The 21,557-nt window shown below is 74.6% G+C and carries 24 protein-coding genes; 10 read left to right on the forward strand and 14 right to left on the reverse strand.

All coding sequences use genetic code 11. The annotated features are described in order from the left end of the window. Positions 1 to 217 precede the first annotated feature (217 nt). The 4 genes from ACXJKG_RS08815 (at position 218) to ACXJKG_RS08830 (ending at position 2,138) form a co-directional block, all read left to right on the forward strand. Positions 218 to 697, forward strand: a complete 480-nt coding sequence (locus ACXJKG_RS08815) for a QcrA and Rieske domain-containing protein (protein WP_456845385.1) — start codon at positions 218 to 220, stop codon at positions 695 to 697. 3 nt (positions 698 to 700) lie between these two features. Further along, positions 701 to 1,117, forward strand: a complete 417-nt coding sequence (locus ACXJKG_RS08820; protein WP_456845386.1) for a hypothetical protein — start codon at positions 701 to 703, stop codon at positions 1,115 to 1,117. A 140-nt stretch (positions 1,118 to 1,257) separates the two neighbouring features. After that, the gene (locus ACXJKG_RS08825) at positions 1,258 to 1,707 is read left to right on the forward strand and encodes a QcrA and Rieske domain-containing protein (protein ID WP_456845387.1); all 450 of its coding nucleotides are present in this window, start codon (positions 1,258 to 1,260) and stop codon (positions 1,705 to 1,707) included. A gap of 5 nt (positions 1,708 to 1,712) precedes the next feature. Continuing rightward, entirely contained in the window at positions 1,713 to 2,138 is a 426-nt protein-coding gene (locus ACXJKG_RS08830; RefSeq protein ID WP_456845388.1) for a hypothetical protein, read from the forward strand. Here ACXJKG_RS08830 and ACXJKG_RS08835 read toward each other — a convergent pair. The 6 genes from ACXJKG_RS08835 to hisC all read right to left on the reverse strand — a co-directional run bounded on the left by ACXJKG_RS08835 (position 2,108) and on the right by hisC (position 7,660). Continuing rightward, complete coding sequence (locus ACXJKG_RS08835; RefSeq protein ID WP_456845389.1) at positions 2,108 to 2,461, reverse strand: hypothetical protein; 354 nt, start codon at positions 2,459 to 2,461, stop codon at positions 2,108 to 2,110. The two genes, ACXJKG_RS08830 and ACXJKG_RS08835, sit on opposite strands and share 31 nt — an antisense overlap. Beyond that, positions 2,458 to 2,766, reverse strand: a complete 309-nt coding sequence (locus tag ACXJKG_RS08840; RefSeq protein WP_456845390.1) for a hypothetical protein — start codon at positions 2,764 to 2,766, stop codon at positions 2,458 to 2,460. The genes ACXJKG_RS08835 and ACXJKG_RS08840 overlap by 4 nt, the downstream gene beginning before the upstream one ends. A 43-nt stretch (positions 2,767 to 2,809) precedes the next feature. Further along, positions 2,810 to 4,285 carry a dihydrolipoamide acetyltransferase family protein gene (locus tag ACXJKG_RS08845; RefSeq protein WP_456845391.1) on the reverse strand — a complete coding sequence of 492 codons (1,476 nt, stop codon included), beginning with the start codon at positions 4,283 to 4,285 and terminating at the stop codon, positions 2,810 to 2,812. Positions 4,286 to 4,295: 10 nt separating this feature from the next. Then, positions 4,296 to 5,282 carry an alpha-ketoacid dehydrogenase subunit beta gene (locus ACXJKG_RS08850; protein ID WP_456845392.1) on the reverse strand — a complete coding sequence of 329 codons (987 nt, stop codon included), beginning with the start codon at positions 5,280 to 5,282 and terminating at the stop codon, positions 4,296 to 4,298. Continuing rightward, on the reverse strand, positions 5,279 to 6,424 hold the full coding sequence (gene pdhA / locus ACXJKG_RS08855; RefSeq protein WP_456845393.1) for a pyruvate dehydrogenase (acetyl-transferring) E1 component subunit alpha: 1,146 nt from the start codon (positions 6,422 to 6,424) through the stop codon (positions 5,279 to 5,281). The genes ACXJKG_RS08850 and pdhA overlap by 4 nt, the downstream gene beginning before the upstream one ends. A gap of 156 nt (positions 6,425 to 6,580) precedes the next feature. Continuing rightward, positions 6,581 to 7,660, reverse strand: coding sequence for a histidinol-phosphate transaminase (hisC, locus tag ACXJKG_RS08860; protein WP_456845394.1), 1,080 nt, complete (start codon positions 7,658 to 7,660; stop codon positions 6,581 to 6,583). A 104-nt stretch (positions 7,661 to 7,764) separates the two neighbouring features. Here hisC and ACXJKG_RS08865 point away from each other — a divergent pair, with 104 nt between their 5' ends. Continuing rightward, the gene (locus tag ACXJKG_RS08865) at positions 7,765 to 8,172 is read left to right on the forward strand and encodes a phage holin family protein (RefSeq protein ID WP_456845395.1); all 408 of its coding nucleotides are present in this window, start codon (positions 7,765 to 7,767) and stop codon (positions 8,170 to 8,172) included. On the opposite strand, the gene ACXJKG_RS08870 is transcribed toward ACXJKG_RS08865, so the two are convergent. From ACXJKG_RS08870 to ACXJKG_RS08900, 7 genes are all read right to left on the reverse strand, one after another. After that, positions 8,162 to 9,631 (reverse strand): hypothetical protein, encoded by a 1,470-nt coding sequence (locus ACXJKG_RS08870; protein WP_456845396.1) that lies wholly within the window; start codon positions 9,629 to 9,631, stop codon positions 8,162 to 8,164. The genes ACXJKG_RS08865 and ACXJKG_RS08870 overlap by 11 nt on opposite strands. Further along, positions 9,628 to 9,882, reverse strand: a complete 255-nt coding sequence (locus ACXJKG_RS08875; RefSeq protein WP_456845397.1) for a hypothetical protein — start codon at positions 9,880 to 9,882, stop codon at positions 9,628 to 9,630. The genes ACXJKG_RS08870 and ACXJKG_RS08875 overlap by 4 nt, the downstream gene beginning before the upstream one ends. Positions 9,883 to 9,950: 68 nt before the next feature. Next, the gene (locus ACXJKG_RS08880; RefSeq protein ID WP_456845398.1) at positions 9,951 to 10,472 is read right to left on the reverse strand and encodes a hypothetical protein; all 522 of its coding nucleotides are present in this window, start codon (positions 10,470 to 10,472) and stop codon (positions 9,951 to 9,953) included. Continuing rightward, entirely contained in the window at positions 10,469 to 11,740 is a 1,272-nt protein-coding gene (locus tag ACXJKG_RS08885; RefSeq protein ID WP_456845399.1) for a DUF58 domain-containing protein, read from the reverse strand. The genes ACXJKG_RS08880 and ACXJKG_RS08885 overlap by 4 nt, the downstream gene beginning before the upstream one ends. Continuing rightward, complete coding sequence (locus ACXJKG_RS08890; protein ID WP_456845400.1) at positions 11,737 to 12,708, reverse strand: AAA family ATPase; 972 nt, start codon at positions 12,706 to 12,708, stop codon at positions 11,737 to 11,739. The genes ACXJKG_RS08885 and ACXJKG_RS08890 overlap by 4 nt, the downstream gene beginning before the upstream one ends. Beyond that, the gene (locus ACXJKG_RS08895; RefSeq protein ID WP_456845401.1) at positions 12,705 to 13,199 is read right to left on the reverse strand and encodes a hypothetical protein; all 495 of its coding nucleotides are present in this window, start codon (positions 13,197 to 13,199) and stop codon (positions 12,705 to 12,707) included. The genes ACXJKG_RS08890 and ACXJKG_RS08895 overlap by 4 nt, the downstream gene beginning before the upstream one ends. Continuing rightward, positions 13,196 to 13,912 (reverse strand): DUF4129 domain-containing protein, encoded by a 717-nt coding sequence (locus ACXJKG_RS08900; protein ID WP_456845402.1) that lies wholly within the window; start codon positions 13,910 to 13,912, stop codon positions 13,196 to 13,198. The genes ACXJKG_RS08895 and ACXJKG_RS08900 overlap by 4 nt, the downstream gene beginning before the upstream one ends. Positions 13,913 to 14,026: 114 nt before the next feature. Here ACXJKG_RS08900 and purB point away from each other — a divergent pair, with 114 nt between their 5' ends. Both purB and ACXJKG_RS08910 read left to right on the forward strand, forming a co-directional pair. Continuing rightward, positions 14,027 to 15,448: an adenylosuccinate lyase gene (purB, locus tag ACXJKG_RS08905; RefSeq protein ID WP_456845403.1), complete on the forward strand. Its 1,422-nt coding sequence runs from the start codon at positions 14,027 to 14,029 to the stop codon at positions 15,446 to 15,448. A gap of 246 nt (positions 15,449 to 15,694) precedes the next feature. Then, entirely contained in the window at positions 15,695 to 16,552 is an 858-nt protein-coding gene (locus ACXJKG_RS08910) for a hypothetical protein (RefSeq protein WP_456845408.1), read from the forward strand. Positions 16,553 to 16,660: 108 nt separating this feature from the next. Here the strand turns inward: ACXJKG_RS08910 and ACXJKG_RS08915 are convergent, their stop codons facing one another. Further along, a complete protein-coding gene (locus ACXJKG_RS08915) occupies positions 16,661 to 17,908 on the reverse strand; it encodes a glutamyl-tRNA reductase (RefSeq protein ID WP_456845404.1) in 1,248 nt (415 codons plus the stop codon). 46 nt (positions 17,909 to 17,954) lie between these two features. Between ACXJKG_RS08915 and hemE the strand changes: the two genes are divergently transcribed. From hemE to hemC, 3 genes are all read left to right on the forward strand, one after another. Continuing rightward, the gene (gene hemE / locus ACXJKG_RS08920; protein ID WP_456845405.1) at positions 17,955 to 19,019 is read left to right on the forward strand and encodes a uroporphyrinogen decarboxylase; all 1,065 of its coding nucleotides are present in this window, start codon (positions 17,955 to 17,957) and stop codon (positions 19,017 to 19,019) included. A gap of 10 nt (positions 19,020 to 19,029) precedes the next feature. Then, the gene (locus ACXJKG_RS08925; protein ID WP_456845406.1) at positions 19,030 to 20,358 is read left to right on the forward strand and encodes a protoporphyrinogen/coproporphyrinogen oxidase; all 1,329 of its coding nucleotides are present in this window, start codon (positions 19,030 to 19,032) and stop codon (positions 20,356 to 20,358) included. Between the two features lie 157 nt (positions 20,359 to 20,515). Continuing rightward, positions 20,516 to 21,487: a hydroxymethylbilane synthase gene (hemC, locus tag ACXJKG_RS08930; protein WP_456845407.1), complete on the forward strand. Its 972-nt coding sequence runs from the start codon at positions 20,516 to 20,518 to the stop codon at positions 21,485 to 21,487. Positions 21,488 to 21,557 lie beyond the last annotated feature (70 nt).

Here is a 21,557-nt window from a genome sequence, read left to right on the forward strand (position 1 = left end):
GGCCAGCGCCGGTAGCCCACGCGTCGGGCCCGCCCCGCGAGCCGACGCGCCGGACCCGCGCGTCGGGCCCCCGCCCAGCCCACGCGCAGGACCCGCGCGTCTGGCCCGCGCCCCACAGGGAGGTTCGTCAGAATGGGCGCGGCCGGGGTTGAACCTCGGCGGCCCCGGCACCGTGACACTGGTGACGGCCGGAGCAAGCCCTGACACGGAGGTGGAGATGTCCGCGTTGACGCAGGAGTCCCCGGCAGCAGCGACCAGCGAGCACACCTGTGACGGGTGCCTGGACCGACGGGCCGTGCTGGTCCGCGCCGGCCTGGTGACCATGGGCGTCGCCGCGGCCGGTGTGCTCGCCGCGTGCGGCGGCGGCGGCTCGGACACCCCTGCGAGCACGCCCGCCCCCGGCGCGGCGCTGGCCCAGGTCTCGGACATCCCGGTCGGCGGCGCGCTCGCCGCGACCGGCGCGGACGGCAAGCCGATCATCCTGCTCCAGCCCGAGGCGGGCACCGTCACGGCGGTGTCGGCCATCTGCACCCACCAGGGCTGCACGGTGGCACCGGACGGCAAGGAGCTGAAGTGCCCGTGCCACGGGTCGGTGTTCGACCTGACCGGCGGGAACGTGTCCGGCCCGGCGCCGTCGCCGCTGCCGGCGGTCGACGTGCACGTGAGCGACGGCGCCGTCCTCGCAGGAAAGGCCTGAGCCATGTCCGTCTCCCAGAGCTCCCAGAGAACCACGTCCACGATCCTGCGGGTGCTCATCGCCATCTGCGTGGTGGTCTCGGCGGTCGTCCATCTGTACCTCTGGCAGGACGGCATGAAGACGCTCGACGTCGTCGGCCCGGCGTTCCTGCTCAACGGGATCGGCGGCCTGGTGCTGGGCGTGCTGGTGATCGTGTGGCGGCACTGGCTGCCGCTGCTCGGCGCGGTCGGGTTCGGCGTCGCCACGCTGACGGCGTTCCTCATCTCGACGACGTCCGGCGGGTTCTTCGGCGTGCACGAGAAGTGGGTGGGCGCGCCGGTGTGGCTGTCGGCGATCTCGGAGATCGGCGCGATCGTGCTCGGCATCGCGGCGCTGGTGGTGGAGCGGCGCGCTCAGGTCCTGTCGAGCACGCGGGGGTAGCAACCGGCGACCACCTGCGTCGTGGGGCCATCCGGAACGGGTGCCGCAGTCGAGTGAACCTTGCGTTCCCAGGTGAACCTTGACGGGCGCAGAACCGTGACACAGGTGCCAGCGTCACCAGGTCCGACCCGGAGGTCCCGATGTCCACGACAGCACAGAGTGCCCCCCACACCTGCGACGGTTGCCTGGACCGGCGGGAGATGCTCGTCCGGGCCGGCCTGGTGACGATGGGCGTCGCCGCGGCGAGCGTGCTGGCCGCGTGCGGCGGCTCCGACGCCCCGACCGACAAGAGCGACGGGGCGCTCGCGCAGCTCTCCGACATCCCGGTGGGCGGCGCGATCTCTGCCACGCTCGCCGACGGCCAGCCGATCATCCTGGTGCAGCCCACGAAGGGCAAGGTGGTCGCCATGACGGCGGTCTGCACGCACCAGCAGTGCACCGTCGCGCCGCAGGGGAACGAGCTCAAGTGCCCCTGCCACGGGTCGGTGTACGACCTGACGGGGGCCAACGTGTCCGGGCCGGCGCCGTCGCCGCTGATGCAGTTCGACGTGCACGTCAGCAACGGAGCCGTCCGGTCCGGCAAGGCGTGAGCCGGGTGGAGAGCACGCCCTGGCACACCGGCACCCAGGCGACGTCCGACGTCCTGCGGGCGCTGCTGTCCGCCTGCGTCATGCTGTCCGCGGTCGTCCACCTGGACCTGTGGGCGAGCGGCATGAAGACCCTCGAGGTCGTCGGACCCCTGTTCCTGCTCAACGGCATCGCGGGGCTGGTGCTCGGCGTCCTCGTCCTGGTCTGGCGGCACTGGCTCCCGCTGCTCGGCGCGATCGGGTTCGGCGCCGCCACCCTGGCGGCGTTCATCATCTCGACCACTCCCGGCGGGTTCTTCGGCGTGCACGAGCCGTGGGAAGGCGTCGCGATATGGCTGTCGGCGATCTCCGAGATCGGCGCGATCGTGCTCGGCGTCGCGGCGCTGGTGGTCGAGCGGCCCGCTCAGGTCCCGTCGACCACGCGGCGGTCGTAGGCGGCGACCACCTGCGCCGTGGTCCAGCCCTCGGTGCCGACGGCCTGGTCGCGCCCGACGTACGGTCCGCGGCCGCGCTCGGCACCGAGCCAGCACGCCTCGTCGAGGAACACGGCCCGCGCCTGCGCGAACGAGCGCGACGCGAACAGCGTCCTCGTCGTGCCGGCGTCCCGGTAGAGCACGGCGAACGCCCCGTCGGTCTCCTCGAACACGATGCACTCGTGGCCGACCGACACCGTCACGCCCGTGACGACGACGTCGACCCCGTCGAGCAGGTCGTTGTCGAGCGCGTCGGCGTGCAGGTCGTCGAGCTCGGCGCTCACGAGGGCACCTCGACGAGGATCCGGAATCGCCGCAGGTCACGGACGGTCAGCGACTCGCCGTTGGCGTCGAGGAACCGGTAGGCGCTGCCGGCCTGCTCCAGCAGCACGCGGGAGTCGACCACCAGCGGGTTCGTCGTGTCGACGAGGTAGGTGTGCCGCGCCCGCCCGAGGGCGTCGGGGCGCTCGACCACCCCGACCGGGTGCAGCGTGTCGCCGCGCTCGTACCCGGTCCGCTCGAGCACGAGGTCGTCGGCGGCGGTCAACGGCCGCACGACGACCGTGGGGCGTGGGTCCTCGACGGTCATGCCTGGGAGTCTCACACGGTCCGCGGCCGACGGCCGCACGCCGTCAGCCCCACACGAGCCCGTGCGACGGGTCGTGCAGGACCCGCGCGACGTCGGCCAGCACCTGCGAGCCCAGCGCACCGTCGACCAGGCGGTGGTCGAAGCTCAGCGCGAGCTGCGTGACGTGGCGGATCTTGATCTTCCCCTTGTGCACCCACGGCTGCTCGCGGATGGCGCCGAACGCGAGGATCGCGGCCTCGCCGGGGTTGAGGATCGGCGTGCCGCTGTCGATGCCGAACACCCCGACGTTCGTGATGGTGATCGTGCCGTCGGACATGTCCGCGGGCGTCGTCCGGCCGGCGCGGGCGGTCGACGTGAGCTCGGACAGCGCGGTCGCCAGCTCCTTGAGGTTCAGCCGGTGGGCGTCCTTCATGTTGGGCACGACGAGCCCGCGGGGGGTCGCCGCCGCGATCCCGAGGTTGATGTAGTGCTTGTAGACGATCTCCTGCGCCTCCTCGTCCCAGCTCCCGTTGATCTCGGGGTGCCGGCGCACGGCGAGCATGAGGGCCTTGGCGGCGATGAGCAGCGGGGTCACGCGGACGTCGGCGAACTCCCGGTCCGCCCGCAGCCGCTCGACCAGCTTCATCGTCTTGGTGACGTCGATCGTGTGGAAGACGGTGACGTGGGGGGCGGTGAACGCGCTGGTCACCATGGCCTCGGCGGTCCGCTTGCGCACCGACTTCACGGGCACGCGCGTCTGGCGGCCGTCCGAGGAGACCGTGCCGCTGGCCAGCCACGGCGCGTCGTCGCCCGGGTAGGTGGCCAGGGTCCGGGCCTCCGCCTGCGCCGCGCGGCCGAGCACGTCCTCGCGGGTGACGATCCCCCCGGGGCCGGTGGCCGACACGGAGTCGAGGTCGACGCCGAGCTCGCGCGCCAGCTTGCGGACCGGGGGCTTGGCCAGCGCGTGCCGGGTGGCCTCACGCTGCGAGGAGGTCGCGGCGGCTGGAGCGCCGTTGGCCGGCGCGCCGTCCGCGGTCCGGTCGCGGCGCGCGGTGCCGGTCTCGGTCAGGCCGTAGCCGACGAGCACGGCCTCACGAGCGACGGGTTCGGGCTCCGGTGCCGGCGACGGCGCGGTCGGTGCGGGCTCGCCCGCGCGGCCGGCGCGGGCCGCCTCGATCTCGTCGGAACCACCCGGCTCGACGCCCGCGTGCCGGTTGCCGCCGCCGCGGTGCCCGTGCTCGACGGCGCCGCCGGTGGACGCGACGGGCGGCGGCTCCGGGACCGGCGCGCCCGACGGGTCCGTGTCGACCTCGATGATGGGGGTCCCCACGTCGACGGTCTGTCCCGGCTCGACCAGGATGCGCGTCACCACGCCGGACCAGGGGCTCGGCAGGTCGACCAGCGACTTCGCCGTCTCGATCTCGACGATGGTCTGGTTGACCTCGACCGTGTCGCCGACGGCGACGTGCCAGGCGACGATCTCGGCCTCGGTCAGACCCTCGCCCGCGTCGGGCAGCGGGAACTGCTGGTACGTCGGCACTGTCGTCTCCTCAGAAGGCCAGCGAGCGGTCGACGGCGTCCAGGACGCGGTCGAGCCCGGGCAGGTAGTCGTGCTCGATCTTGGCGACGGGGTACGGCGTGTGGAAGCCGCCGACGCGCAGCACGGGCGCCTCGAGGTGGTAGAAGCACTCCTCGGTGATGCGCGCGGCCACCTCGGCGCCGGTGCCGTAGAGCACCGGGGCCTCGTGCACGACGACGCAGCGACCGGTGCGCCGGACCGACGCGGCCACGGTCGCCGTGTCGAGCGGGCTCAGGGTCCGCAGGTCGACCACCTCGACGCTCGTCCCCTCGGCCGCGGCCGTCTCGGCCGCCTTGAGCGCGGTCTGCACGGTGGGGCCGTACGCGACGACGGTGACGTCGGTGCCGGCACGGAGCACCTTGGCGGTGTCGAGCGCGGGGTGCGGGGCGTCGATGGCGGCGTCGACGTCGACCTCGCCCTTCTCCCAGTACCGGCCCTTGGGCTCGAAGAACAGGACGGGGTCCGGCGACGCGATGGCCTGCTGGATCATCGAGAACGCCTCGGCGGGCGACGACGGGCTGATCACCCGCAGGCCGGCGGTGTGCGCGAACAGCGCCTCGGGCGACTCGCTGTGGTGCTCGACCGCGCCGATGCCGCCGCCGTAGGGCACGCGGATGACGACGGGCAGGGTGAGCCGGCCCTTCGACCGGTAGTGCATCTTGGCCAGCTGCGTGGTGATCTGGTCGAACGCCGGGAAGATGAACCCGTCGAACTGGATCTCGCACACGGGGCGGTAGCCGCGCAGCGCCAGGCCGATCGCGGTGCCGACGATGCCGGACTCCGCCAGCGGGGTGTCGACCACCCGGTCGCCGCCGAAGTCCTTCTGCAGGCCGTCGGTCACCCGGAACACTCCGCCGAGCGCGCCGATGTCCTCGCCCATGAGCAGCACCTTCGGGCTCTGCTCGAGCGACTTGCGCAGGCCCAGGTTGATCGCCTTGGCGAACGTCATGGTGGTCATCGGTGGCTCCTCTCACCGGACTGGCCGGCATCCAGGAACGACGCCTCGTAGGCCTCGAACCACGCCCGCTCGGACTCCACCACCGAGTGCGGGGTGGCGTAGACGTGCTCGAACATCGAGGCCGCCGACGGGCGACCCATGCCGCGGACCGTCGTGCGGATCCGCTCGCCCAGGGCGTCGCCCTCGGCCGCGAGCCCGGCCAGGAACTCCGCCGAGAGCTCGCCGCGCTCCTCCAGGTGCAGGCGCAGGCGGTCGATCGGGTCGCGCTGGCGCCAGTACTCCTCCTCGGCGGCCGACCGGTAGCGGCTCGGGTCGTCGGAGGTGGTGTGCGCGCCCATCCGGTACGTGAACGCCTCGATGAACGTGGGTCCGCCGCCGGTCCGCGCGCGCTCCAGCGCCTCCGCGGTCACCGCGTACGTGGCCAGGACGTCGTTCCCGTCGACGCGGACGCTCGGGATGCCGAAGCCCGGGCCGCGGTCGGCCAGCGGCACGCGGGACTGCCGGCTGGTCGGCTCCGAGATCGCCCACTGGTTGTTCTGGCAGAAGAAGACGACCGGCGCGTTGTTCACCGCGGCGAAGACGAGCGCCTCGTTGACGTCGCCCTGCGAGGTCGACCCGTCGCCGAAGTAGGTGACGACCGCCGCGTCCCGGTCCGGGTCGCCCGAGCCGACGGCACCGTCGCGCTGCAGACCCATCGCGTAGCCGGTGGCGTGCAGGGTGTGCGAGCCGATGACCAGCGTGTACAGGTGGAAGCCGTGGGCGAGCGGGTCCCAGCCGCCGTGGTCGATGCCGCGGAACAGCCGCAGCACCTCGGCCAGGTCGACGCCACGCGTGTGGGCGACCCCGTGCTCGCGGTAGCTGGGGAACACCTGGTCCTGGGGCGCGAGCGCGCGGCCGGAGCCGATCTGCGCGGCCTCCTGGCCCAGGCTCTGCGCGAAGAGGGCCAGCTCGCCCTGCCGCTGCAGCGACGTCGCCTCGTTGTCGAACCGGCGGACCAGCACCATGTCGCGGTACAGGCCGCGCAGCGCGTCGGCGTCGAGGTGCGCGATGTAGGAGTCGTAGTCGGGATGAGCCGTGCGCCGGCCGGTGGGGGTCAGCAGCTGGACGAGACCGTCGTCGGTCAGGGGGCTGTTCGGGACCACGCGGTCCTCCTTCGCGGTGCAGCGGCGGTGGGCCGCGCGGGGGTCACTCTCGCAACCTACGTCAGCGTAGGCTACGGCACCGTAGGTTGCGCGCGAACGACGCCGACAACCGTCGACGCACGCCCTTGTGGATTGTCTACACCTCCCCCGGGAGGCTCAGCGAGCGAGCCACTCGGCGGCGACCTCGAGGAGCAGGTCGGTCGCCTCCGGCTCGCCGACGCTCACCCGGACCCCGTCGCCCGCGAACGGCCGCACGAGCACCCCGGCCCGGCCCGTCCGCTCCGCGAAGGTCGCAGCCTGGTCGCCCAGCGGGAGCCAGACGAAGTTGGCCTGGCTGTCCGGCACGGTCCAGCCCTGGTTCCGCAGGCCGGACAGAAGCCGCGCACGCTCCGCGACGATCGAGTCCACGCGGCTCATCAGCTCCGACGTCGCGCGCAGGGACGCCAGCGCCGCCATCTGCCCGACGTGCGAGACCCCGAACGGCGTCGACGCCGCGCGGATCCCCGCGGCCAGGCGCGGGCGGGCCACCGCGTAGCCCACCCGCAGGCCGGCGAGCCCGAACGCCTTGGAGAACGTGCGCAGGAGCACGACGTTGGAGTGGGCGGCGAAGACARCCAGCCCGTCCGGCGCCTGCGGGTCGCGGACGAACTCGACGTACGCCTCGTCGAGCACCACGAGGACGTCCTTGGGCACCGCGTCGAGGAACGTCGCCAGCTCGTCGGCGTGCACCGCCGGACCGGTCGGGTTGTTCGGGGTGCACACCAGCACCACCTTGGTGCGAGGCGTCACCGCGGCGGCCATCGCCTCGAGGTCGAGCCGCCCGTCGTCGCCCACGGGCACCATCACGCCGGTCGCGCCGGCCAAGGTCACGGCGATCGGATAAGCCTCGAACGACCGCCACGGCACGACGACCTCGTCGCCCGGCTCGCACACCGCGGTGAGCACGTGGCCCAGCACGGCGACCGAGCCGCAGCCCGTCACGACGTTCTCCGGCGCGACGCCCAGGGACACCGCGATCGCGCCGGTCAGCTCGGTGGCATACATGTCCGGGTACCGGTTCACGTCCTCGGCCGCGTCCGAGATCGCAAGCACCACCGACGGCAGCGGCGGGTACGGGTTCTCGTTGGAGGAGAGCTTGTACGCGGCCGCACCCACCGGGATGCGCGCCCCGGGGACGTACGGCGGAAGGTCGGCGAGCGCCTGGCGGAGGGGGACGCGAGTCACGGGGGTCAGCATGCCACCGCCCGCGCGATCCACCCGGTCGAGCGGACCGCGGGCGACGGACCAATCGGGCAGCGCGCCGCGAACCGGGCCCCCGCGACCGGTGGCAGGATCGACTCATGGCCTTCCTGCTCCGCGTCCTCATCAACGGCGTCGCCATCTGGCTCGCGACGTTGATCCTGCCCGGGCTCTCGATCGTCGGTGCCGACACCGGCTGGCAACAGCTCGGGATCATCCTGCTGATCGCGCTGGTGTTCGGCATCGTCAACGCGATCGTCAAGCCGATCGTCGCGTTCCTGTCGATCCCGCTCTACATCCTCACGCTCGGCCTGTTCACCATCGTGGTCAACGCCCTGATGCTCATGCTCACGGCGTGGATCACGGAGGCGACGAGCTGGGGTCTGCGGATCGACAACTTCGGCGTCGCCTGCTGGGCCGGCATCATCATCGCCGTCGTGAGCCTGGTCCTCTCCGTGCTCATCCCCGGGAACCGGACGCGGCAGTACTCCGCCGAGGTCAGCTACTAGGCCACAGCTGCGGCGGCTGCGCCGCGACCACCGTCGGGTCCCGCGTCGCCTGGAACTGCCGCGTCACCGCCGTCGTCCCGGGCGGCCCCAGCACCGACCCGGCCGCGTCGTCGAACGCCCGCATGCCCGGGCTGCCGGACAGCTCCTCGTCCGCACGGGCCGCCGTCTCGACGTACCGGGTCACCGAGTGCGCCTCCTCCACCGAGGCGTCGACCGGGCCGCCGGTCGCCCCGAGCTCGCGGGTCACCACCGTGACGTGCGGGCCGGGCCGGTCGGGGACGCCGTCCGCGTCGGGCACCCGGTCCTCGTCGTGCCGGTAGTGCCGCACCTCCACCCCGCCGGGGACCGGGCGGGGGATGTCGGGGGTGCCCGCCGTGACGACCGCCCGGATCGCGTAGGCGCTCCCGGCCGCTGCCGCCACGGACATCGCGGCCATGCCGCCCTGGCTGTGGCCGGCGAGCATCACCGGCTCGTCGGGGGCGATGCCGGAGAGCCGCATCGCCGTCACGACGGCGTCCGTCATGTCGTCCGGCAGCCCGGCGAGCAGCCGGCCGTTGCTGGTCAGGTCCATCGGCGTCGTCGCGTTGGGGCGCCAGCTCTCCGTGCCGGGGATCTCGACCACCCACGCCCGCGTGCCGTCGGGGTGCGTGAGCTGCTGCACGGAGATGACGCCCTGCGGCGTACCCGGAGGGCCCGCGGGCGACGAGTAGCTGCTCGCCACGTTCGCCAGCACCGCCGCGGTCGTCCTCGGCGCCGGCAGCTGGGGTGGGTCGGCGCGGACCAGCACGGCGGTCGGCCCGGCGGGAGGAACCGCCCCGACCAGGGCCGCGGTGYCGCCCGGGACGGGACGCWGCGTCGGCACCTGGATGCCGCGCTGCGACGACCGGACGAAGGCCGCGAGCGCGAGCACCTCGAGCTCGGCGCGGCCGTCCGCGGTGAGCTCGTCGGGCAGGTCGGCCGCCATCGAGCCCACCCCGGGGAGCACCGGGTCGGGCCGCCCCAGGAGCAGGCTCCGCGTCGCGCTCCCGCCGACGACGCCCGCGGCGGCCACCGCGGCGACCCCGCCCAGCAGCGCCGCCACGACCGGCAGCTCCCCCAGGCGCCCCGCCGCGTCGACGACCAGCACCCGCAGCACCCGGTGCGCCGTCGACTCGGCCTCGGTGTACAGGTCGACCACCCGGTGGAGCGCGGCGCAGAGCAGGCGCAGCCGGTCGGCGGCCCGCCACGGGGACCCGCGACCGTCCCGCGCCGCCTCGAGCGCGTGCCGGGCCTCGAGGGCGGTCGGGCTCAGGCCCTCGCACGCCTGCGCGGCCCGGGTGAGGAACCAGGCCGCGGCGTCGAGCCGGTCCGCCGCGTCGGTCAGCCGTCGACAGGTGAGGGCCAGCTCCTCGAGGTCGACGGCCGTCGGCCCGGGGCCACCGGCGACGCGGTAGCCGGTGCTCCAGCCCGAGGCGCTCACCGCCCTCCCGACCCGACGAGCGCGACGGCGGAACGCGGGTCCGCGTCGGCCGCCGCCACCGGCCGCAGCGTCAGCCCGATCGCCGCCCGCACCTCACGGACCAGCACCTGCGCCTCGGCCAGCGCGCCGCGGAACCGGTCCGCCGCCCCCGACTCCCACTGCACCTGGGACGCGCCGAGCAGCAACCGGTGCGCGGCCTCGACGTGGTCCAGCGCCCGGAGCACCTCGGGGGTCGCTCGCTCGATCTGCATGCCGGGACGCTACGAGCCGGCACGGTGCGTCGGCCGAGGCAGCTGTGCACGGCCGGGGCTGTGGACGGCTACGACGGGGCGCGCGGGAGCAGGGCGGCCGTCGCCACGATCGCCGCCACCAGAGCCACCGCCCGCCAGAGGTCCCCGTCCCCCAGCCGGACACCGACCAGCAGCGTCGCGACGACCGTCAGCACCTGGACCCCGACCTGCACGACCGCGACGTCGCGCAGTCCGCGTCCCACCACGGCCAGCTCGACCTGCGTCCGCCACGAGGTCCGCGCGGCGACCGCCCCGAGCCACACTGTCAGGTGCACCAGCAGCACGAGGGCCATGAGGACGCCGAGCGCCGGCGGGTCGCCCGCCAGCACCCGCGTGGCCGCGGCGGCGACGACGACCGCGGCGGTCCCGACACCGGGCTGCAGGACGGTCGCGGTGACCAGCGCGACGAGCGCGCCGACCAGGAGCCAGTGCGCCCGCGGCCCGGGACCGACGAACGCCACGACGAGAGTCCCGGCCGCGAGCAGCGCGAGCACCCCGCGGAGCATCCACGCGGGCACGGGACGGACCAGGTCGAGCGTGGCCTCGGTCATCGCGACGCCCCCGCCCGCCGCTGCGCCCGGCGGGCGAGCGCCGTGAGCGCGACGCCGGGCGCCTCCCGCCAGGTCACCAGCTCGATGTCGAGGTCGGCCAGCTCGGCCAGCCGGTCCTCGCGGGCCATCATGATCAGCCGCATCGCGAGCTTCTCGCGGTCGCCGAGCGCCCGCTCGCGCAGGGTCGGCAGGACGTCGACCGCGATCACGCGGTGCCCGGCACGCCGCCAGACCGACGCCACGAGCGCCGCCTCGTCGTCGAGGAACGTCGAGAAGAGGACGACGAGCGCGCCCGACGGGACCTGCGGCGCGCGCAGCCGACGCAGCKGGTCGCCCTCGGGTCGGGTGAGCGCCAGCGCGTGCCGGATCCGGTCCAGCTGCCGTCGGCCGCCGCCGGGGGGCAGGGGGCGACGGAGGGCGCCGAGGTCGTCGAGGCCGACGCGGTCGCCGAGGCCGAGGAACCCCTGCGCGACCGAGGCCGCGGCCTGCCGGGCCAGGTCCAGCGACGTCGGGTCCTGCGCCCGCGGCGGGATCGAGCCGCGCCAGGTCATCGGGTCGGGGCCGACGTCGTCGCGGGAGTCGACCACGAGCACCACGACCGCCTCGGCCAGCGCGTGCTCGCGGCGGACGTAGAGCTCGTGCAGGTCGGGTGCCCGACGAGCCGTGACGCGCCAGTCGATGCGGCGCAGCCGGTCACCGGGCGCGAACGGGTGCACGTCCCGCAGGCCGCCGCCCTCGCCGGGTCGTCGCGACTCGTGCGCGCCGGTCAGCCCGCGCAGGCGCGGCGGCAGCGGCAGCGCGTCGAGCGGGCGCGGCGCGGAGAGCACGAGCGCGGACCGGGAGGAGGGGGCCGACGGCTCGGACACGCTGGCGGCGCCGGGTCCGACGCCCTGCACGTCCACGGACGCGACCTGCTGCGGACCGGTGCGGACCGTGTGCACGACGAGCGGGACCGTGCGCCTGCCGTCGACGACCACCCATGCCTCGGCCACGTCGCGGGACCCGCGCCGCACGCCGAGCAGCGCGCTCCCGGGCGTCTCGACCACGACGTCGGCGCGCAGCGTCCCCGGCTGGGCCGTGGCATCGGACGCCTGGAGCCGCACGATCGGCTGCACCGCGGGCCGGCGACGCCAGTCCCGCATGCCGGCGACCAGCGGCGCGGCGCCGAGCACCGCGACGTCTGCCCGTCCCACCAGCGCGCCGACGACGACGAGCACGAGGCCGACGACGACCCCGGCGACCGCCGCCCGCGCGCGGACCCAGGTCATCCCCGGCGCGCCGTCGTCGGCCCGGGGACCCGGCTCAGCACGTCCGCGACCACGCCCTGCGGCGCCGTCCCGGTCGCCCACGCCTGCGGCGTCAGAGAGAGCCGGTGCGCGAGCGCGGGCACCGCGGCCGCCTTGACGTCCTCCGGCGTGACGAAGTCCCGGCCGGACAGCACCGCGAGCGAGCGCGCGACCAGCACCAGCGCCTGGGAGCCGCGAGGCGACGCCCCGACCTCGACCGCGTCGTGCGCCCGGGTCGCCGCCGCGAGGTCCACGCAGTAGCGCAGGATGTCGGCGTCGACCGTCACGGCCTCGACGCCGGCCTGCATCGCGCGCAGCGTGGCGGCGTCGACCACCGTCCGCACCGAGCCCATCTCCTGCCGCCGGGCCAGCCGCCGCGAGAGCACGTCGACCTCGCCGTCCCGGTCCGGGTAGCCGACCGCGATGCGGACCATGAACCGGTCGAGCTGCGCCTCCGGCAGCGGGTACGTCCCCTCGTACTCCACCGGGTTCGACGTGGCGACGACGTGGAACGGGTCCGGCAGCGGATAGGTCTCGCCGTCGACCGTGACCTGCCGCTCCGCCATGGCCTCCAGCAGCGCCGACTGCGTCTTCGGGGCGGTCCGGTTGATCTCGTCGGCCAGCAGCAGGCCCGCGAACACGGGCCCCGGCCGGAACGCGAAGCTCGCCGTGGACGGGTCGAAGACGCTGGACCCGGTGATGTCGGAGGGGAGCAGGTCGGGCGTGCACTGCACGCGCCGGAACTCCAGCCCGAGGGCGGTCGCCAGGCTGCGCGCCGCGAGCGTCTTGCCCAGTCCCGGGACGTCCTCGAACAGCACGTGCCCGCCGCCGAGGATGGCCGCGAGCGCGACCTTGAGGGGTTCGTGCATGCCGACGACGAGCGTCGAGACCTCGTCGAGGACAGCGCCCCCGCGGTCGGCGACCTGCGCGACTGTCAGGGTGGTGTTCATGGCTGCGGGCTCCTGGGTTCGTCCGTCGGTTCGTCGGTCTGCGCGCTCCGGGTGGRCCCGAGGCGGTCGAGCACGTCGAGGGTGTGCCGCACGTCCGCGAGGGACGGCAGCGGGGACTTCGTGCGCGTCAGCGTCCTGACGGCGCGGGCGCCGAGGAGCGGCTCGGCCTCCTCCAGCGTGAGGCCGTGCCGGGCGAGCCGGTGGTGGGCGACCTCCTTGAGCCGCCGCAGCACCCGCTCGCCGACCCGGCCGTCGCGCGCCACCATCGCCCACGCCAGGTCCTGCACCTCGCCGCGGGCACCGTGCCGACGCAGGTAGTGCTCGCGGTCCCAGCCGGGGTCGGGCGTCCCGTCCACTCGCGTGAGCAGCAGCACGGCGGCGGCCCCGAGCAGCCCGACGAGCGCGGAGGCGAACAACGTCAGGCCGAAGGCCCAGCCGCCGGCGGACCCGACGGCGAAGCCCACGAGCGGGCGCCACTCGAGCCGCCTCACTCCTCGTCACCCCGCCGCGCCAGGTCGTCGGCGATCGCCGCGAGGCTCTCCCGGGCTTGCGCGACGTCGTCCCTGGTCAGCCGATGCTCGGAGTACCGCGCCGCGAGGTACAGCTCGAGCAGGTGACGCGTGGCCCCCGGGTCGGCCCGGGTGGCGTCGAGGACCTCCACCGTGAACTCCGTGGCCGTCTGCGCCCGGTCGCGCACCAGCCCGCTGCGGCCGGCCGCCGTCTCCAGCGCCACCCACGCCGCGATGACGGCATCCCCGGGCGGCACCTCGTCCTCGAGCACCTGCGACGCCCGCCGGACCCCCTCGCGCAGCGCCGGCGTCGCACTGTCCAGCACGTCCCCGTCCAGCTCGATGTCAGGGTCCATGTCGTCGGTCTCGAGGGGCATCCGCGCCTCGCGGAACCGCCGGATCCAGTTCCCCAGGATCCAGACCCCGATCACCAGGATCGCGCCGATGACGATGAGGACCAGCAGGTAGAACCACTTCTCCGCGCCGGCGGGCAGCTGGGCCGCGGCGTCCGTGCTGGCCGGCTGCGGGGTGGACGTGTTGTTCCCCGCCGTGAAGGTCGGCACGTCGAACGGGCCCTGCGACACGTTGCGCTGCGACAGCCGGAACGGCCCGGCCAGCGCCGCCCCGAGCACGGCCACGACGACGAACGCACCGACGAGCAGCCCCGCACCCGGCCTGCGCGCCTGCGTCGCCACCCTGCTCCTCGTCCTCCTGGACCGACGGGCACCGCCGGTCCGCACAGGCTACTGAGCGGGCAGCACCTGCAGGGCCTGCCGACCCACGTCCCCGCGCTCTGGGATGATGACGCCATGCCCTCTCGTGTCACGCTCGCGGATGTCACGCCCCCCATCGCCCTCGGCCCGCTCGACGGTCGCTACCGCGGTGCGGTCGCGCCGCTGGTGGACCACCTGAGCGAGGCAGCCCTGAACCGCGAGCGGGTGCACGTCGAGGTCGAGTGGCTGATCCACCTGACGCAGAACCGGGTGGTCCCGGGCGCGCCGACGCTGACGGCGGCGGACGAGCAGTACCTCCGCGACGTCGTCGCGACCTTCGGGCCGGACGAGATCGCGGAGCTCGCGGCCATCGAGAAGATCACGGTGCACGACGTCAAGGCGGTCGAGTACTTCCTCAAGAGCCGCCTGTCCGCCGCGCCCGAGGGGTCCGCGCTGCACAAGGTGGGCGAGCTCGTGCACTTCGCGTGCACCAGCGAGGACATCAACAACCTGTCGTACGCGCTGATGGTCCGGGGTGCGGTGCAGGAGGTCTGGGCGCCGGCGGCGACGGCCCTCGTCGACCAGGTCGCCGCGCTCGCGCTCGAGCTGAAGGACCAGCCGATGCTCGCGCTCACGCACGGGCAGCCGGCGACGCCGACGACGCTCGGCAAGGAGCTCGCGGTCCTCGCGCACCGGCTCCGGCGCCAGCTCACGCGCATCGCCGGCGACGAGTACCTGGGCAAGCTCAACGGCGCGACCGGCACGTACGGCGCCCACGTCGTCGCGGTCCCGGGCGCGGACTGGCCGGCGGTCAGCAAGGCGTTCGTCGAGCACCTGGGCCTGACGTGGAACCCGCTGACCACGCAGATCGAGTCGCACGACTGGCAGGCCGAGCTCTACGCCGACGTCGCCCGGTTCAACCGCGTGCTGCACAACCTGGCCACCGACGTGTGGACCTACATCTCCCGCGGCGTCTTCATCCAGATCCCCGTGGCCGGCGCGACCGGCTCCTCGACCATGCCGCACAAGGTGAACCCGATCCGGTTCGAGAACGCCGAGGCCAACCTCGAGCTGTCGAGCGCCCTGCTGGACACCCTGGCGAGCACGCTGGTCACCAGCCGCCTGCAGCGCGACCTCACCGACTCGACCACGCAGCGCAACATCGGCCCGGCGTTCGGGCACTCGCTGCTGGCCATCGACAACGTGGCCCGCGGGCTGCGCGCGCTGTGCGTCGACACGGTCCTGCTGGCGCGCGAGCTCGACGAGAACTGGGAGGTGCTGGGCGAGCCCGTCCAGTCCGCCATGCGCGCCGCGTCCGTCGCGGGAGTCACCGGCATGGAGAACCCGTACGAGCGGCTCAAGGAGCTGACCCGCGGCCGCCGTCTGACGGCGGCGGACATGCGCGAGTTCATCGGCGGCCTCGGGCTTCCCGACGACGTCGCGGCGCGCCTCGCGGAGCTCACGCCTGCCTCGTACACCGGCATCGCCCAGGATCTGGTCGCCTACCTCGACGTCTGACCCCCGCATGGCGAACGGGTGAACGCAGGGCGTCGGACGACCATCTTCTGCACGCCGGCCATGCAGATGCGAATCGCTTCGACGGGACCGCTCTCAGGGCGCCTGACCTGCATCTTCATACGGATGAGTGAACTCTCCTGGACACGGGTCCTATACGCGCTGCACAATCGTGCACCGACGCGCCTGATTCGTCCCCGTTCCTCCGCATCACCCGACTTCTTGGCAAGGATGCCCATCGTGACGCTCATGCAGAAGGCGATCACGCCAGCGCTCACCCGCGCTCACCTCACCGCGGGCCATGACCGCCTGGCGGGATATGTCGTGCGCGCCGAGGACGTCGCCTTCGCGACGACTCCGGCGCAGCTGTTCGAGGTGCACGGCCTCGGGTACGAGGGCTCGCCGTTCAGCCCGTACGACCGCTCGATCGACGTGCTGCGGTTCGAGTCGTCGCCCCAGCTCCAGTACCGCGACGTCCCCGGCTACATCCTCCCGCTGTGGTGGCTGCGCCACTCACGGATCCCCCCGGGCGCCGAGCTCGTCCGCGTCTACGACAACGGCACCTCGACCCTGCTGGCGCGCTACGGCGACGTCGGCGCCGGCTGGACCGTCACRCAGCTGGGTGCCCCCCGCCCGTCGCTCGCGTCCCTGTCGCGCTGCGTCGGCCCCGTCGCCAAGTGGCACGGCGCGTACCTCGAGGCCGACGTCGTCGACGGTGGCCACACGGTGGTCCTCGCGCTGGCCAACCCGCCCCTCGCGGAGACCGGGTTCCACCAGTCGCCGTCGGGACGCTGGTACCGGCGGGTCGCTCGCGAGGACGTCACCGAGCTGTTCGAGCTCGACCTGACGGCCCGCTGGAACGGTCTGCACGTGCGCGTCGTCGACCAGTGGCAGGACGCGCAGCGCTACGTCGTCGCCCGCATCTCGCACCTCGGCGACGACATCGAGCGGGCCGAGCGCCTGCACCTGAACCGTGTCGAGGCCGGCGTCTACGAGGGCATCGTCTACGCCGCCGAGCTCACCGACATCCAGACCAACCAGGTGGTCCCCCACACCTGGGCCCCCGGGCCTGCTGCTGCTCCCCAGCAGCAGGTGGTGCGTTCCTGAGCGCTCCACCCCGAGGGTTCCCGACCAGGGTCACGCCAACGACGCCGTGACTCTCGAGGGACGCGTGCCGGGCCTGGCCCTCCCCCCCGTCCAGGCCTGGCACGCTCTCTAGGTCAGCGCGGGGACCGGGATCGACGCCAGCTCGGCCAGGGCCGCCGCGTACGTCGTCGCGTCGCCGGCGCGGGCCGCCTCACGGGCCCGGACCGTCGGGGCGTGCAGCGCCGCGCGGGTGCGGCGACGCAGGGCACGCTCGGCCCGCTCGTCCCGGTCGGGCAGCGCGCTGAGCCCCGCCTCCAGCCCGCCCAGCACGCGGGTCCGCTCGGCGACGACCGCGGGGTTCCAGTCGCGGACCCGGCGGTCGGCCTCGTAGTCCTCGGCCGCGGCGGCGACGACGGCGTGGGCGGTCCGGACGGCGGCGTGCTCGGCGGGGGCGTGCTCGGCGACGGTGTGCAGGCTGACCAGCCGGACGCCGGGCAGGGAGCGGACGCCCGGGTCGACGTCGTGCCGCAGCGCCAGGTCCACGACGGTGAGCGAGGCCGACGACGACGCGCGGGCCACGGCGAGGGCGTCGACACCCAGCACGGCACCGGCGGCTCCGCTGCAGGCGACGACCAGGTCGACGTCGGACACCTCGGCGGCGAGGTCGGCCGAGGACGGCAGGGCGCGGACCCCGCGGGCCGCGGCGAACGCCCCCGCGCGGCCGGAGGCGGAGAACACCCGGATGTCGCCGGCGCCGCGGGCCTTGAGGGCGGCCAGCGAGGCACCAGCGTAGGAGCCGGTGCCGATGAGCACGCAGCGGACGGACGGCCAGTCGGGCAGGTGCTGCTCGGCGATGTCGAGCGCGACACCGACCACGGAACGCCCGGTGGCGCCGAGGCCGGTGCGGCTCTCGACGGTGCGCGAGACCCGGGAGGCCGCCTGGAACAGCGACTCGAGGCCCGAGGTGGTGGTGTGCTCGCGGCGGGCGCTGGTCAGCGCGCGGCGGACCTGCCCGGCGATCTCGCGCTCTCCGACGACCATCGAGTCGAGGCCGCTGGCGACGGAGAAGAGGTGCTCGGCGGCGTCGGTGCCCGCGCGGACCCGCAGGTGGCCGGAGACCTGCTCGGGCGTGTAGCCGGAGCGGCCGGCCACCGCGGTGGCTGCGGCCTCACGCACCGACGACGTGTGCTCGGCGTCGTCCACCTCGAGGTACAGCTCGAACCGGTTGCACGTCGCCAGGACGACGGCACCCGAGACGAACCTGTGCGCCGTCGAGCCCACGAGCTCGGACGCGACGGCCTGGACGTCCGAGGAGAGACGTTCCAGCACTTCGAGGTCGAGGTCGTGGTGACTGGCGGCGAGGGACAGCAGCACCACGTCCCCGAGTTAATCATCTCGACAATTGTCCGGCACAATCGAAGGCGTGAACCTTCCTTCCGCGCACCCCCTCGTCGACGGCCGCACGAAGAATTCTTCCTTGGTGCGCGCATATTCCGGCGAGCAGCCTGCGCGGCGCCCCGTCTGGTTCATGCGGCAGGCCGGACGGTCGCTCCCGGAGTACCGGGCGGCCAGGGAGGGCACCGCGATGCTCGAGGCCTGCCTGGACCCGGCGCTCGCCAGCGAGATCACCCTGCAGCCGGTGCGCCGGCACGACGTGGACGCCGCGATCTTCTTCTCCGACATCGTCGTGCCCCTCAAGCTGGCCGGCGTCGACGTGGAGATCAAGCCGGGCGTCGGGCCGGTGATGGGCTCGGCCGTCCGGACCGCCGACGACGTGGCGCGGCTGCGCGACCTGGGCCCGCTCACCGCCGAGGCCCTGCGCCCGGTGTCCGACGGGGTCGCGCTCACGGCCGACGCGCTCGGCTACACGCCGCTGATCGGCTTCGCCGGTGCGCCGTTCACGCTCGCCGCGTACCTGGTCGAGGGCGGGCCGTCGCGCGACCACCTGGCGGCCCGCACCCTCATGCACGCGGACCCGGCCACCTGGGCGGCCCTGACCGAGTGGGCGGCCGACATCACCGGCGCGTTCCTGCGGGCGCAGGTGCTGGCCGGCGCGAGCGCGACGCAGCTGTTCGACTCCTGGGCCGGCTCGCTCGGGCTCGCCGACTACACCGCGCACGTCGCCCCCGCGTCGGCCCGCGCGCTGAGCCACGTCGCCGACCTGGACGTGCGGAAGGTCCACTTCGGCACCGGCACCAGCGAGCTGCTGGGCGCCATGCGGGACGTCGGCGCGGACGTGATCGGCGTCGACTACCGGCTGCCGCTGGACGAGGCGAACCGCCGGCTGGGCGGCACGACGCCGCTGCAGGGCAACATCGACCCGGCCCTCCTCGCGGCCCCCTGGCCGGTGCTGGAGGCGCACGTCCGCGACGTCGTCGCGCGCGGCTCGGTGGCCCCCGGGCACGTGGTGAACCTGGGCCACGGTGTGCCGCCCGAGACCGACCCGACCGTCCTGACCCGCGTGGCCGAGCTGGTCCACCGGATCTGATGAGCACCCGGTGAGCACGGACGCGATCGTCGTCGGCGGCGGGATCGCGGGCCTGGTCGCGGCCCGCGAGCTGGCCCGGGCGGGGCTGCGGACGCTGGTGCTCGAGGAGCGCGACACCCCTGGTGGGGCCGTCGCCGGGCACACGGTGGCCGGCCTGCGGCTCGATGCCGGCGCGGAGTCGTTCGCCACGCGCGGCGGCACGGTCGCGGAGCTGCTGGRCCAGCTGGGGCTGGCGGGGAGCGTCCGGACGCCCGAGCCCCGCGGCTCCTGGGTCCACCTCCCGCACGGCGACGGGCCGCTGCCGCGCACGGGGTTGCTGGGCATCCCCGCGCACCCGTGGGCCGCCGACGTCCGACGCACGCTCGGGTGGGTCGGCGCCGCCCGCGCGAGCCTCGACCTGGTGCTGCCGCGCTCCGCGGACGCCACGCTCGGGGGGCTCGTCCGGCGGCGGATGGGCACGCGAGTGCTGGACCRGCTGGTGCGGCCGATCGTCGGCGGCGTGCACGCGGCCGACCCCGACGACCTCGCCRTCGACGCGGTCGCTCCGGGGCTGGCCGCCGCCCTCGGGGCCGAGCGCGGGTCGCTCGCGCGGGCGGTGCGACGGCTGCGCGCCTCGGCCCCCGCGGGCTCCGCGGTGCAGGGCATCGAGGGCGGGCTGCACGTCCTGGTCGACGCGCTCGTCGCCGACATCGAGGCCCACGACGGCACGGTGCGCACGGGCTCGACGGTCACCGGACTGACCCGGACCACGGAGGGCTGGCGGGTCGAGTCGGCCGGCCCGCAGGACGCGCCGAGGCTCGTCCTCGCGACGCCGTCGGCGGTCACCCTGCTGGACCTCGACGGGGTGGGCGAACCCGACCCCGGCGCCGCCGTCACGCTGATCACGCTGGTTCTCGACGCCCCCGCGCTCGACGCCGCACCGCGCGGCACCGGCGTGCTCGTCGCCCGCGAGGCCGCCGACGTGACCGCGAAGGCGCTCACGCACGCGACCGCCAAGTGGGCGTGGCTGGCGCAGGTCGCCGGTCCGGGCCGGCACGTGGTGCGCCTCTCGTACGGCCGCGCCGGCACGGTCACCGAGCCCGACGTCGACCTGGCGCTGCGCGACGCGGCGACGCTGCTGGGCGTGCCGCTGACGAGGGACCAGCTGGTGGGCCACGCGGCGGTCCGGTGGACGCAGGCGCTCCCCCGGCCGAGCGCCGCGCACCAGGCCGTCGTGCGTGCGGTCCGCGACGCCGTGGCCGACCGGGACGGGGTCGTGGTGTGCGGTGCCTGGGTGGCGGGCAACGGGCTCGCGTCCGTGGTGCCGGATGCCCGCGCGGCCGCCCGGTCCCTGCTCTGAGACATTTGCTCGCGCATTTTCTGACAACGCGTCGGCAAGCGGTGCAAGAATGCCGTCGGTCACATTGTCCCGCACTATTTTCTGACAGATTGTCACGACCCCGTCACGGCAATTCGCGCACTTCGACATCCCCGCGCGAGAGGGGGAGACTGACGGCATGCCTCAGCACGTGCGCGTCGGGACCCGTGCGAGCGCGCTCGCGCTCACGCAGACCGGCCACGTGGTCGACGCCCTCGCCATCCTCGGGCGCGGCGACCTCACCCTCGAGACCGTCCACGTCCGCACGGACGGCGACCGCCTGACCGGTTCGCTGCAGAGCCTGGGCGGCACCGGCGTCTTCGTGACCGCCCTGCGGGACGCGCTGCTGGACGGCCGCTGCGACGTCGCCGTCCACTCGCTCAAGGACCTGCCGACCGGCGACCCCGACGGGCTGCTGCTCGGCGCCGTCCCCCCGCGCGAGGACCCGGCCGACGCCCTGTGCGCCCGCGACCGGCTGACGCTGGACCTGCTGCCCTCGGGCGCGCTGATCGGCACGGGCTCCCCGCGCCGCGCCGCGCAGCTGCTCGCCGCGCGCCCAGACGTCGTCGTCGTCGACATCCGCGGCAACGTCGACACCCGGCTCGGTCGCGTCGCGGGCTCGACCACCGGGCYCGGCGACCTCGACGCGGTGGTGCTCGCCCGCGCCGGCCTGGCCCGGCTCGGGCGGCTCGACGCCGTGACGGAGGTCTTCACGCCCGAGGTCATGGCGCCGGCCCCCGGGCAGGGCGCGCTGGCGGTCGAGGTGCGCGCCGACCTGGCGCCCGGAGACCCGCTGGCCGCGGCGCTGCGTGCCCTCGACCACCGCCCGACCCGCCTCGCGGTCGTCGCCGAACGGGCGTTGCTCGGCCGCCTCGAGGCCGGCTGCGCGGCGCCGATCGGCGCGTGGGGGCAGCTGGCCGACGACGGCCGGACGTTGCACCTCGATGCGGTGGTCGCGCGGCCCGACGGTGGAGCAACCCTGCGCCGGGGCATCAGCACCGGCCTGGGCACCGACAGCGCCGACGACGCGCATCGCCTCGGCGTCGAGCTGGCCGACGTCCTGCTGGCCGACGGCGCCGCCGACCTCGCCGAGCTCGGGGCGGTCCGATGAGCGCGCCGCCCACGCTGCCCCTGGCGGGGTGGCGCGTCCTGGTCCCCCGACCGGTCGCCGGTCGCAGTCC

The sequence above is a fragment of the Cellulomonas sp. P5_C6 genome, assembly GCF_054049635.1.